The sequence below is a fragment of the Burkholderia sp. NLJ2 genome (genome assembly GCF_049487195.1).
Classification (GTDB): domain Bacteria; phylum Pseudomonadota; class Gammaproteobacteria; order Burkholderiales; family Burkholderiaceae; genus Burkholderia; species Burkholderia pyrrocinia.
This window is the reverse complement of sequence record NZ_CP137809.1, coordinates 107,346-121,000: the sequence shown is the minus strand read 5'-3', so window position 1 is coordinate 121,000 and position 13,655 is coordinate 107,346. Positions and strand designations below refer to the sequence as shown.

Annotated in this window: 5 protein-coding genes; 1 reads left to right on the top strand and 4 read right to left on the bottom strand. The window is 67.4% G+C overall.

The window, feature by feature from the left end:
* The first annotated feature begins 670 nt into the window (after nt 1–670).
* Complete coding sequence (locus R9B84_RS17175) at nt 671–1,405, top strand: ABC transporter substrate-binding protein (protein ID WP_423760578.1); 735 nt, start codon at nt 671–673, stop codon at nt 1,403–1,405.
* 78 nt (nt 1,406–1,483) lie between these two features.
* On the opposite strand, the gene uvrA is transcribed toward R9B84_RS17175, so the two are convergent.
* The 4 genes from uvrA to R9B84_RS17155 form a co-directional block, all read right to left on the bottom strand.
* Complete coding sequence (uvrA, locus tag R9B84_RS17170) at nt 1,484–7,387, bottom strand: excinuclease ABC subunit UvrA (RefSeq protein ID WP_423760577.1); 5,904 nt, start codon at nt 7,385–7,387, stop codon at nt 1,484–1,486.
* Between the two features lie 184 nt (nt 7,388–7,571).
* Nucleotides 7,572–7,850 carry a winged helix-turn-helix transcriptional regulator gene (locus R9B84_RS17165; RefSeq protein ID WP_423761034.1) on the bottom strand — a complete coding sequence of 93 codons (279 nt, stop codon included), beginning with the start codon at nt 7,848–7,850 and terminating at the stop codon, nt 7,572–7,574.
* A gap of 146 nt (nt 7,851–7,996) precedes the next feature.
* Nucleotides 7,997–8,695, bottom strand: coding sequence for an OmpA family protein (locus R9B84_RS17160; RefSeq protein WP_423761033.1), 699 nt, complete (start codon nt 8,693–8,695; stop codon nt 7,997–7,999).
* Between the two features lie 92 nt (nt 8,696–8,787).
* Nucleotides 8,788–13,407 carry a YadA-like family protein gene (locus R9B84_RS17155; protein ID WP_423760576.1) on the bottom strand — a complete coding sequence of 1,540 codons (4,620 nt, stop codon included), beginning with the start codon at nt 13,405–13,407 and terminating at the stop codon, nt 8,788–8,790.
* Nucleotides 13,408–13,655 lie beyond the last annotated feature (248 nt).

The following is a 13,655-nucleotide window of genomic DNA, read 5'->3' as shown; positions in this document are numbered from 1 at the left end:
TGGTGAAGATCGTGCACGTAACCGTTCACGGCATCACCGCCCAGGTAGACAGCGACGCACCAGAATGCGAAGAAGTTGAAACTAGCGAGCACGCCCGTGACATGTAGTATCAATCGGGCACGCTTCGACATTTCTTTAAATTTTATAGTCATGAAAAGCCTTCCGACCGAGCACGGAACCTACGCCTGAGACAGCATACCCATACAATCACAATCTAGACTGTCGATCACAATTGGCACTTCGGGGTTAGCACTACGTTGCGTATCGTGCTCGCATCCTTGAACGCGGAACAGGGGTGCTGAAGCTTGGGGCGGGAACACTGGTAGCTACCGCTCCACGTCGCCCGCAACTCGCCGAACGGCAAGCTTTGCGCAGGGAGATTCGACCCGCTGGTAGACTCAACCGGCCAAAGCCGCTTTTCCCGGTCGCATGAGCACGCAACCCGCAACATCACCTGCACCCGTCACCCCAATGATGCAGCAGTACCTGTGCACCACCCCTGACGAGCGCTCGAACGAAGTGCAAAGCGATCACGTGCACCCGGATAGCATGGCGACCAACTATGGAGCAGGCCCGCACCGCAACACACTGCCCCCAACGGCCCGGTGATAAGCTCAACGTCGGCGCACCCGTCAGCCCCGACAACCCACCCGCCCCCAACGAGCCCCCTATGCCCCTCGCCCCCGCCGTCCTCTCCGCCTTCGCCCCAACCGGCAAGCTGCGCGCGTCGATCAATCTCGGCAACCCGATCCTCGCGAACCGCGACCCGGCAACCGGCGAACCGTTCGGCGTATCGATTGACCTGGCGCGCGCGTTCGCGGAGCGCCTGTCGGCCGAGCTGGAACTCGTCGTGTTCGACGGGGCCGCGAAATCCGTGCAGGCGCTGACCGAAGAGCGCGCCGATTTCGGCTTCTTCGCGGTCGACCCGCTGCGCGGCGAAACGGTCGCGTTCACCGCGCCGTATGTGCTGATCGAGGGTTTCTATCTCGTGCGCGACGCGTCGCCGATCCGCACGAACGCCGACGTCGACCAGCCGCACAACCGCGTGACCGTCGGCAAAGGCAGCGCATATGACCTGTTCCTCACCCGCGAACTGAAAGCCGCGCAGATCGTGCGCGCGCCGACGTCGCAGGCCGTCGTGCAGACGTTCGTCAAACAGCAACTGGAAGTGGCGGCCGGCGTGAAACAGCAGCTCGAAGCCGACGCCGCGAAGACGCCAGGCTTGCGCCTGCTCGACGAGCGGTTCATGGTGATCCGGCAGGCGATGGGCGTGCCGAAAAGCCGTGGCGAGGCCGCTGCCGCGGTACTGAATGAATTCGTCGAAGAAATGAAAGTGTCAGGCTTCGTCGCGGATTCGCTGCGGCGGCATGGCATCGCCGGTGCGTCCGTCGCGCCGGCCGCCTGACCACGAAACCGCATGACGCAATAAAAACGGCCCCGGTGTCTCACTCGACACCGGGGCCGCTCATTCGAAGCACGGCATTCAACCGACCCGCGCTTCTCCCTGCCGCTCGGCCTCACCCTCATCCGCCCCCGTACGCGCGAGAACCGGCTTCAGCGCCTGCCCCGTATGGCTCGCGCTCACCTTCACGAGCGCTTCCGGCGGCGCCGCCGCGACGATCGTGCCACCGCCCACGCCGCCCTCCGGCCCGAGATCGATGATCCAGTCTGCTTCCGCGATCACGTCGAGGTCATGCTCGATCACGACAACGCTGTGCCCCGCATCGACCAACCGGTGCAGCACGCGAATCAGCTTCGCGACGTCCGCCATGTGCAGGCCGACCGTCGGTTCGTCGAGCACGTACAGCGTGTGCGGCGCCTTCTGGCCGCGCCGCGTGATGTCGTCGCGCACCTTCGTCAGCTCGGTGACGAGCTTGATGCGCTGCGCCTCGCCGCCGGACAACGTCGGCGACGGCTGGCCGAGCGTCAGGTAGCCAAGACCGACATCCTTCATCAGTTGCAGTGGATGCGCGATGTTCGAGATCGGCGCGAAAAACTCCACGGCCTCGTCGATCTCCATCGTCAGCACGTCGCCGATGTTCCGGCCGCGCCACGTGACGGCGAGCGTCTCCGGGTTGAAGCGCTGCCCGTGGCACACGTCGCACGGCACTTTCACGTCGGGCAGGAAGCTCATGCCGATCGTGCGCACGCCTTGCCCTTCGCACGCAGGGCAGCGCCCGTCGCCGGTATTGAACGAGAAACGCGACGCCGTATAACCGCGGGCACGCGCCTCCAGCGTATCCGCGAACAGCTTGCGGATCGTGTCCCACACGCCGATATAGGTGGCCGGGCACGAACGCGGCGTCTTGCCGATCGGCGTTTGATCGACTTCGAGCACGCGATCGATCTGCTCCCAGCCGCTCAACGACTCGCAGCCCTGCCACGCATGCGTGACGTTCAGCGACGGCCGCGGCGCACTGCGCGCGAGCACGCTCGAGCGCCGGTTGGCCACCGGCGCGTCCTGCTGCGCGGCCTTGCGCGCGCGCCGCGTGGCCGGCGACGACAGCACCGAGCGGCCGACCGCGTCGAGCAGGTTCGTCATCAGCACGTCGCGCGCGAGCGTCGACTTGCCCGACCCGCTGACGCCCGTCACCGCGACGAGCCGCGCGAGCGGAATGCCGACCGTGACGTCGCGCAGGTTGTGCAGCCGTGCGCCATGCACGGTCAGCCACGCCTCCGGCACCGCGGGCCCGCCCTTCTTGCCCGGCAGGCTCACGCTGCGGCGCGGCTGCAGCGGATGCGTCATCGGCTGCGCGAGCAGGCGCCCCGTCACCGAATCGGACTGCGCGGCGAGATCCGCGACCGCGCCCTGCGCGACCAGCGTGCCGCCGCGCTTGCCGGCCCCTGGGCCGACGTCGATGATGTGATCGGCGCGGCGGATCGTGTCCTCGTCATGCTCGACGACAACCAGCGTATTGCCCTTGTCGCCGAGCTTGCGCAGCGCGTCCAGCAGGATCTGGTTGTCGCGCGGATGCAGGCCGATCGTCGGCTCGTCGAGCACGTAGCAGACGCCCTGCAGGTTGCTGCCGAGCTGCGCGGCGAGCCGGATGCGCTGCGCTTCGCCGCCCGACAGGCTCGGCGCCGCGCGGTCGAGGCTCAGGTAGCCGAGCCCGACTTCCTCGAGAAACGCGAGACGGCTGCCGATCTCGCTGACGATGTCGCGCGCGATCTGCGCGTCGCGCCCGGTCAGTTCCAGCCCGTCGATCCAGCGCCGCGTGTCCGACACCGTCCACTGCGCGACCTCGACGATCGGATGCGCGTCGAACGTGACCGCGCGTGCGGACGGGTTCAGCCGCGTGCCGTTGCAATCCGGGCACGGCTCGTTGCCGACGCCTTCCGGCTCCTGCTCGTCCGACGGCAGCGTCTGTTCGCGGCCGCGGCCGTCCTCGGCGAGCACCGTGTCGTCGTACGCGGCGCGCTGTTCGCGCGTCAGCGTGACGCCGGTGCCGACGCAGGTCGTGCACCAGCCGTGCTTGCTGTTGTACGAGAACATCCGCGGGTCCAGCTCCGGATAGCTCGTGCCGCACACCGGGCACGCACGCTTGACCGACAGCACCTTGACCGCACCGACGCGCGCGGTCGAATGATCGTTCTGCATCGCATCGTGCAGCCCGTCGAGCGGCGCGAGCAGGTGCATCACGCCCTTGCCGAGTTCGAGCGTCTCGTCGAGCACGCGCCGCAACTCGGCCTCGTTGTCCGGCGATACGACGATATCGGCCACCGGCAGCTCGATCGTGTGCTCGCGGAAGCGGTCGAGCTTCGGCCACGGATCGACCGTGACGAACTCGCCGTCGACGCGCAGATGCGTGCTGCCGCGCGCCTTCGCCCACTTCGCGAGATCCGTATACACGCCCTTGCGGTTGACGACGAGCGGCGCGAGCAGCCCGACGTGCTCGCCGCGATGATCGCGCAGCAACTGCGCGGCGATCGATTCGACGGATTGCGACGTGACCGGCGTGCCGTCGTGGATGCAATGCTGCAGGCCGAGCTTTACGTACAGCAGGCGCAGGAAGTGCCAGACTTCGGACGTCGTCGCGACCGTGCTCTTGCGGCCGCCGCGCGACAACCGCTGCTCGATCGCGACGGTCGGCGGAATGCCGTACACCGCGTCGACTTCCGGGCGGCCGGCCGGCTGCACGATCGAGCGCGCATACGCGTTCAGCGATTCGAGGTAGCGGCGCTGGCCTTCGTGGAACAGGATGTCGAACGCGAGCGTCGACTTGCCGGAACCCGACACGCCGGTAATCACGTTGAACTTGCCGTGCGGGATGTCGACGTCGAGCGACTTCAGGTTGTGCTCGCGCGCGTTGACGATCCGCACGACGTCCTCGCCTTCGATCGCACGGCGCTCGCGCGCGGCGTTCAGCACGGTCTGCAACGGCACGCCTTCGTCGGCGAGCGGCGCTTCGGCATCCATCGCGCGGTCGTACTGCAGCAGCGCCACGCCCGTATGCGATTCGGCGCAGGCCTTCACGTCGTCGGGCGTGCCCGCGCACAGCACGAGGCCGCCGCCGTCGCCGCCTTCCGGGCCGAGATCGATCAGCCAGTCGGCCGCGCGGATCACGTCGAGGTTGTGTTCGATCACGATCAGCGAATGGCCGGCCGCGAGCAGCTTGCCGAACGCCTGCATCAGCTTCGCGATGTCGTCGAAGTGCAGCCCGGTGGTCGGCTCGTCGAACATGAACAACTTCGCGCGCGCGACACGCGCTTCTTCCGTGACGACCCGGCGGCCGTTGACGGCCGCCGCGGATTCGGCGAGGAAGCCGGCCAGCTTCAGGCGTTGCGCTTCGCCGCCCGACAGCGTCGGCACCGGCTGGCCGAGCTTCACGTATTCGAGCCCGACGTCGACGATCGGCTGCAGCACACGCAGCACCTCGGCGTCGGTCGCGAAGAACGCGGCCGCTTCGCTGACGGTCAGGTCGAGCACGTCGGCGATGTTCAGCGCGCGGCCGTCGCGCTCGATGCGCACTTCGAGAATCTCGGCGCGGTAGCGGCTGCCGTCGCAGTCCGGGCAACGCAGGTAGACGTCGCTCAGGAACTGCATCTCGATATGCTCGAAGCCCGAACCGCCGCAGGTCGGGCAACGGCCGTCGCCCGAGTTGAAGCTGAACGTGCCGGCACCGTAGCCGCGTTGCAGCGCGAGCGGCGCCTTCGCGAACAGCTTGCGAATCTCGTCGAACGCGCCGACATAACTCGCCGGGTTCGAACGCGTGGTCTTGCCGATCGGCGACTGGTCGACGAATACAACATCGCCCACCTGGTCGGCGCCCGTCAGGCTGCGGTACGCGCCCGGCGACTCGGTCGCCTTGCCGTGGTGCCGCGCCATTGCCGGATAGAGCACGTCCTGCAGCAGCGTGGATTTGCCGGAACCGGACACGCCGGTCACGCACACGAGCCGCTGCAGCGGAATCTCGACCGTCACGTCGCGCAGGTTGTGTTCGCTCGCGCCGTCGAGCACGATGCGCGGCGTATGCGCGTCGACCGGCCGGCGCGCCCAGTTCGACGCATGCGCGACGTGCTTGCGGCCGCCGAGGTATTCGCCGGTCAGCGTGTGCGCCGAACGGATGTCGCCCGGCGTGCCGTCGTACACGATCGTGCCGCCGCGCTCGCCCGGGCCGGGCCCCATGTCGATCAGCCGGTCGGCCGCGAGCATCACCGACGGATCGTGCTCGACGACGACCAGCGTATTGCCCGCGTCGCGCAGCCGCTGCATCGCCTCGACGATCCGCGTGAGATCGCGCGGATGCAGCCCGATGCTCGGTTCGTCGAGCACGAACAGGGTTTTTGTAAGCGACGTGCCGAGCGCCGTCGTCAGGTTGATCCGCTGCACCTCGCCGCCCGACAGCGTGCGGCTCTGCCGGTCGAGCGTCAGGTAGCCAAGCCCCACGTCGCACAGGTATTTCAGGCGCGTGCGCACTTCGGCGAGCAGCAGCTTCAGCGCATCGTCGAGCAGCGCGCTCGGCAGGCTGACTTCGTCGAAGAAACGGCGGATGCGCTCGATCGGCAGCAGCATCAGGTCGTACACGGTCAGGCCCGGCAGCGCTTCGAGCTGCGCGCGGTTCCAGTCGACGCCGCGCGGCATGAAACGATCGGCCGGCGCGAGCACGCCGTCGGCATTCTCTTTCGAGCCGAGCCGCCATTGCAGCGATTCCGTCTTCAGGCGCGCGCCGCCGCACACGTCGCACGGCGTGTAGCTCCGGTATTTCGACAGCAGCACGCGGATATGCATCTTGTACGCTTTCGATTCGAGGTAGCCGAAGAAGCGCTTCACGCCGTACCACTGGCTCTGCCATTTTCCGTTCCAGTCCGGCGAACCGTTGACGACCCAGTCGCGCTCGGCGTCCGTCAGCTCGGCCCACGGCACGTCGCGCCGGATGTCGGCCTTCGCCGCGTAGCGCATCAGGTCGTCCTGGCACTCCTTCCATGCGGGTGTCTGCATCGGCTTGATCGCGCCGCCGCGCAGCGTCTTGCGCGCGTCGGGAATCACGAGGCCGAGATCGACGCCGATCACGCGGCCGAAGCCGCGGCAGGTTTCGCACGCACCGTACGCCGAGTTGAACGAGAACATCGCCGCTTGCGGCTCCGCGTAGCGCAAGTCGCTGTCGGGATCATGGAGCCCGGTGGAGAAGCGCCACACCTGCGGCTCCGCGGCCGCGCCGCCGGCGGTTTCGGGCTCAGCCGCGAGCACGTACACGTTCGCACGCCCGCCGCCGCGCTTCAGCGACGCCTCGATCGCCTCGACGACCCGCACCTTGTCGGCCTGCTGCACGCGGAACCGGTCGGCCACCACGTCGAGCACCTTGCGCGGCCCGGTGGGCGACGCGACTTCGCGCCGCGCCTGCACGCGCGTGTAACCGCTCGCCGACAGCCACTGCGTGATTTCGTCGTCGGACGCGGTTTCCGGCAACTCGACCGGGAACGTGACGACGACGCGCGGATCGTCCGCCAGCGTGCGCGCGACGAGCTCCGCGTAGATCGTCTCCGGCGTGTCGTGGCGCACCTGCCGCGCGGTCTTGCGGTCGAACAATTCGGCCGCCCGCGCGTACAGCAGCTTCAGGTGATCGTTCAGCTCGGTCATCGTGCCGACGGTCGAGCGCGAACTGCGGACCGGGTTGGTCTGGTCGATCGCGATCGCGGGCGGCACGCCGTCGACGCGCTCGACCTGCGGGCGGTCCATCCGGTCGAGGAACTGCCGCGCGTACGCGCTGAAGGTTTCGACATAGCGCCGCTGGCCTTCCGCGTACAGCGTGTCGAACACGAGACTCGACTTGCCGGAACCCGACGGGCCGGTGACGACCGTCATTTCACCGGTGCGCAGGTCGAGATCGATATTCTTGAGGTTGTGCTGACGTGCTCCGCGAATGCGGATCAGATTGCTGGATGACAATTTGCCTGCCCGTCTGAATGAGTTAGCCAGAGTTCACGGTGCCGGAACGCTGCGGCGGATGCCCGCAGGCGCGGCGCACGTGCCGCCCAGGGTCGCACCTGGGCGGCTCGATTTCGACGGGTACTATACTGTATATTCATACAGTTTTCCATGACCGGCGTGGATGCCCCGGCAACGCGTCCGGTCATTCCGGCTTCGGCTTGACCGCGTTGGGCTTGCGTCCGCGCGTCGTCGGCTTGACCGGTACGCTGCGCCCGTACTCGTTCCACCACGCTGTCAGCGCTTCCATCGTCGGTCCGAGACCGCGCGCCTTCGCGGTGATCGCGTATTCGACGCGCGGCGGCACTTCCGCGAAAACCGTGCGGGTAAGCAGGCCGTCCGCCTCGAGTTCCCGCAACTGCGCCGTCAGCATGTGCTGGGTGATGCCCGGAATCGCCTTGCGTAGTTCTCCAAAGCGATCAATGTCGCCGCCACATTCGCGCGCGGCACAGCATCGACCTTCATCACCTGCGTCACGTTCTCGATCGACGGCGGCATGCGTGCCGCCTGACAACGAACCGCATGCACGCGAGCGCCGTCGGATGACCGGCGCTCGCGCTACCCCGCCCGCTAGTTCTGCAGCACGATCTCCACGCGTCGATTGCTCGCTCGACCTTCGGCGGTATCGTTGGAGCCCACCGGATCGGCTTCGCCCTTTCCCGCTGCCGTGACGGAATCCGCATTCAGGCCATGCTCGCGCATATACGTCGCGACCGAGTCGGCCCGGCGTCGCGACAACGCAAGATTGTGCGCATCCGAACCGACCGAGTCGGTATAGCCGGTCACTTTCACATCCGAGAAGCGCCGGTCTGCCTGACGGCTCAGCAATGCGTCGAGTGCAGCCTGCGCCGTAGGCGTCAGCGTGGAGGAATCGGTCGCAAAGTACGCATCGCCGGTCAGACTGACTTTTTCAACGGCGGCCGGCGCTGCCGCGGCGGGCGCCGGAACCGGAGCGGACGCCGCGCCGCACTGGAACTCGATCGACCGCGGGTCGGCGCCTTCACGGAACGGCGCCGCCGAATCGACCAGACGTACCGGCTCCTTGTCGCACATGCGCGTCGCGACCTTCATGCAGGTCTTTTCGCTCGACAGGATGCCGTGACAATCGACACGGAACGTCCGAACGCCGTTTCTCGGTTGCAGTTCGTACGCGCTGAACGTCGGCCCGGACGCGCTCGAGCATGCGGCGAGGGAGGCCACGGACACAAGCAGGGCAAGAGAGGTTTTGTTCACTGGATAACTCCGGAAATTCGATTCGATACCGCGCATGCGGCGCGGCAGCGCGGCCGCACGCGGATGCGTTCTCACTCGGGGCGAACCCGCCCGGCGCGGCACGCCGGACGGGTTCGGAGCGCACGGAATTACTTCCACTGGTACAACATGCCCCCGCCAACGACGCGTTGACTGCCGCTGAAACCGCCATTCAGCGTCGCCTTCAGGTTCTCCGTAAGACGCGCCTGCACGCCGACCGCCATCGCTTTTTGACCGAGGAAGCTCGCCGTACCGACCCCCATCGCGAAATTCGAGTCGCGGTCCATGTGCGGGATCGACGCGATCGCAGCGGTTGCGGCGATCCCCTCACGCGCCATCGAATCGGTCTGCTGAATCTGCTGCTGCATCTGCGTGAGCTGATTGTTGACGGTATTCAGCGACTGCGTGAACTGGTTCGATACCGCGTTGAGCTGGTTCACGTTGACCGCGTCGGTGCCCTGCGTGCCGGCCGCAACGTTGACGACCTGGCGCGCCGAATCCGCCGAGCCGACCGCGACGACGTTCGTCCGCCCGCCGTCGTTGCTGCCCGTGCCGATCGCGGCCGAGTTGCTGCCCGACGCGGTCGACCCGACCCCGATCGCGGTCGACCCGTTGCCGGACGCCAGCGACCCGTTGCCGACCGCCGTGCTGTTCGAGCCCGATGCGACCGCGCCCGAGCCGCCCGCGGACGAGTTCGTACCGGTCGACCCCGGCGCCACGTTCGTGCCGGTCGGATTCGTCGTGTACGAACCGCCGAGGTTCGACGTGCGCTGGGTGATCAGCGTCGTCAGCTGGTTGGCGACCGAATCGAGCTGCGACACGTTCACCGCGTCGGTGCCGCTCTTGCCGGCCGCGAGGCCGGTGATCTGCCGGTTGCCGACGTTCACTTCGCCGGACGACGACTGCGGGCTGCTCAACCCGTACGCGATGTAGTTCGTCAACGCGCCGACCGTGGTCAGCGAACCCGCGCCGAGCGCGACGCTGTTCGCCTGCGTCGCCGACGCGCCGGCGCCGAGCGCGAGCGCGTCGGTTCCGGTGGCGTGCGCGCCCGACCCGAGCGCGACGCTGCCGACGCTCACCGCGACCGCATTGGCGCCCTGCGCGACCGACTGCGCGCCGGTGGCCGTCGCGCCGCTGCCGAGCGCGATCGCATCGGCCTGCGCGGAACTCGCCGCCTGCCCGATCGCCACGCCGCCCGGCGCGGTGGCGTCGACGATCGCGCCGTTGCCGATGCCCACGCCGTGATCGCCATTGACGACCGTCGTCGGGCCGACCGCGATCGAATCCGCGCCGACCGCGAGCGAGTCCACGGCCGTCGAGTTCGCGTGGAAGTACTTCGTGGTGGTCACCGCGAACGACTGCAACGCGCCGGCCAGCTGCCGCACGGTCACCGCGTCCTGCTGGCCGGTGCCGTCCGCGACGTTGGTGATCTGGCGATACGTCCTGCTCGTCGCGTCGCCGACCGAAACCGCGCCCAGCAGCGTCTGGTCGGTCGTGTTGAACGGAATCGACGCGCTGCCGTTGCGGATGATGCCGGAAGCCGGCACCGTCGCGCGATCGGACACCGAGCCGGCGCCGAACGCGATGCTGCCGTCCACCTTCGCGACCGCGTTCGGGCCGATCGCGACGCTGTCGGCGCCGAGCACCTGGCTGTCCGGCGCGGTCGAGTTCGCGTGGAAATACTTGGTGCCGTGCGCGTTGATGTTGTCGATCGCCGAACCGACGTTGTTGTTGATCGTCGTCGAGCCGTCGCTGTTGTACGTCACGTACGACGGCGCCGAGATCGTCCCGGTCGTCGGGTTGTAGGTCGCGCCGCCGCCGAGTGCACCGGCCGTGCTGTTACCCAGATTGGTGTTGTTCGACCCGATCGAGCTGAGGCTGGTCGACAACGAACCGATGCCCGTCGACGTCGCGGTGGACAGCGAAGTCAGGTTGCTGTTCGTGCTCGACAGGCCGGTGGACAACGAGCCGACGGTCGTCGATGTGGACGTGGACAGCGACGAGATCGAGCTCGTCGTCGAACTGAGGCCGGTGGACAGCGAACCGATGCTCGTCGACGTCGCCGTGGACAGCGACGTCACGTTGCTGTTCGTCGTGCTCAGGCCGGTCGACAGCGAAGCGACGCCCGTGGACAGCGACCCGACGACCGTCGACGTCGACGTCGACAGGGACGTGACCGCGCTGTTCGTGCTCGACAGGCCGGTGGACAACGAGCTGATGCCCGTCGACGTGGACGTCGACAACGACGTGACCGTGCTGTTCGTCGTGCTCAAGCCGGTGGACAGCGAGCCGACGACCGTCGACGTGGATGTCGACAGCGACGTGACCGAACTGTTGGTCGAACTCAATCCGGTCGACAGCGAGCCGACGACCGTCGATGTCGACGTGGACAGCGACGTGACCGAGCTGTTGGTCGAACTCAGGCCGGTCGACAGCGAGCCGACGACCGTCGATGTGGACGTGGACAGCGACGTGATCGAGCTATTGGCCGACGACAAGCCGGTCGAGGTCGAGGTCGACAGCGACGTCACCGAGCTGTTGGTCGAACTCAGGCCGGTGGACAACGAGCTGATGCCCGTCGACGTCGACGTGGACAGCGACGTGATCGAGCTGTTCGCCGACGACAGACCGGTCGACGTCGAAGTCGACAGCGACGTCACCGAGCTGTTGGTCGAACTCAGGCCGGTGGACAACGAGCTGATGCCCGTCGACGTCGACGTGGACAGCGACGTGATCGCGCTGTTGGCCGACGACAGACCGGTCGACGTCGAAGTCGACAGCGAAGTCACCGAGCTGTTGGTCGAACTCAGGCCGGTCGACAGCGAGCTAATGCCCGTCGAAGTCGACGTGGACAGCGAAGTAATCGCGCTATTGGCCGACGACAACCCGGTCGACGTGGAAGTCGACAACGACGTCACCGCGCTGTTGGTCGAGCTCAACCCGGTCGACAACGACGACACCCCCGTCGACAGCGAAGTAATGCTCGACGCCGTCGACGTCGACAGCGAATTGACCGCCTGATTCGTCGCATCGAGCTGCGAACCGTTGATCGCGTCCGTGCTCGCTGAATTGACGCGCCCGGCCGCGACGTTGGTGATCTGGCGTTCGGTGCCCGACGCACCGACGCTGACGACGCTGGTCGGCGTCGTGCCCTGGAAGTTGTACGTGACGCCGCCGATCGTCGCGCTTGGCGTCGGATGCGGCGCGGCCGTCGTCGAACCTGAACCGAGCGCGACATCGTTCGCATTGTTCGCCACGGCCGACGCGCCGAACGCCACCGCACCCGCCGCCGCCGCGGTCGACGTGTTGCCGAGCGCGAGCGAACCGACGCCCTGCGCGTTGTTCGAATTGCCGATCGCCACCGCGCCGTTGCCGTTCGCGGTGTTGTTCGAACCGGCGGTAACCGCGCCGGTGCCGATCGCGGTGCTCGGATCGCCGATCGCCACTGCACCGTCGCCGCTGACCGTCTGGCCCTGGCCGAGCGCGACGGCGCCGAGACCCGCCAGCACCTTCGAATTGTTGCCGCCGGCGATCGAGCCCGCACCCGCCGCAGCAGCGACCGAGTTGGTGGCGCCGATCGCCACGGTGGCCCCTGCCGCCGCGATGCTGTTGATACCGATTGCGGTCGAATTGATGGCCGACGCCGTCGCGCCGGGGCCCAATGCGGTCGCCGATATGCCGCTGCCGAGCGCAAGATTGCCGAGCGCGACCGCGAACTGCTGCGTCGCGGTCGCCTGCACGCCTGCCGCGATCGAACTGACGCCCGACGCATTGGCGCTCAGGCCGAGCGCCATCGCCTGATTGGCGCCGGCCGTCGTGCTCGAGCCCAGCGCGATCGAACTCGTGCCGAGCGACTGCGTGCCCGATCCCGGCACGCCGGCCGTGCCGCCCCAGCCGATCGCGATCGACGTCGCGCCCTTCGCGCCGCTGTTGACGCCCATCGCGACGCCGGAATTGCCCGTCACCAGCGCTCCGCTGCCCACGGCCACGCCGGCCGCGCCCGAACTCGTCGACTGGTTGCCGATCGCGATCGTGCCAGTATCGGTGGCATGCGACGCAAAACCGAGCGCGACACTCTGGACCCCGACCGCGCTCGCTCCGAGACCGAGCGCGGCCGCATACTGGCCGGACGCCAGCGCATTGTTGCCGAGCCCGACGGCGGACACGCCGGTCGCGGCTGCGCCGCTGCCGATCGCCACCGCGCCGCTTTGGGTCGCGCTCGACAGATTGCCGATGGAAACCGAATAATCGCCGCTGCCGATCGCCTGCACGCCGAATGCCGAACTATTGACGCCGGTCGCCTGCGAGTTGATGCCGACGGACGTCGAAGCGTCGCCCATCGCATGGGCACCCGGGCCGATCGCAGTGGCCGAAACACCTTGCGCCGTCGACAGGTTGCCCAATGCGGTGGAATTCACCTGCGCGGCACTCGAACCGACGCCGATCGAGATCGAACTGACGCCGCCGGTTGCCGACCCGCCATCCTGCGCGTACTGCGCATGCGCAGCACCATGGAACAAACCGAGATACGCCGATGCCATCAGCACGGCCAGCCGCCGTAGCGACGGGGGAGAAGGCATTCCCGCGCGTGTCGATGCACCCCCGATCGCGTCGCGCTCCGGCGCGCAGCTCGACGACGCAACGCGCTTGCCGCGCGCACGGTCAAGCTCGGACGCCGCAACCCAGGCTCCCAATGCTTCGTTCCAGATCGACTTGAACGACTTGTTCATCTCGTGTTCCCTCGGTTCTCATGTGCTGAATGACGCAACAGCGAACGCATCGACAATGCGACAACGCATCCCTCTGCGTTCTCGCCCGTCTTGCGACGCTCCGTTCTTCACTTTGGATAGCTAAATAAATGCTCGAACAACACTGCACGACATTCCAGATCGCCATCGCGATCGCGCGAACGCAACCCGCACGTGCGCTTCGGCACGATGCGCGGTGACGATCGCCGGTTATCGAATCATGGAAGCCA

Coding starts and splice junctions, on each gene's coding strand:
- R9B84_RS17175 (WP_423760578.1), top strand. CDS start 671: ATGCCCCTCGCCCCCGCCGTCCTCTCCGCCTTCGCCCCAACCGGCAAG.
- R9B84_RS17160 (WP_423761033.1), bottom strand. CDS start 8,695: ATGCGCGGTATCGAATCGAATTTCCGGAGTTATCCAGTGAACAAAACC.
- R9B84_RS17155 (WP_423760576.1), bottom strand. CDS start 13,407: ATGAACAAGTCGTTCAAGTCGATCTGGAACGAAGCATTGGGAGCCTGG.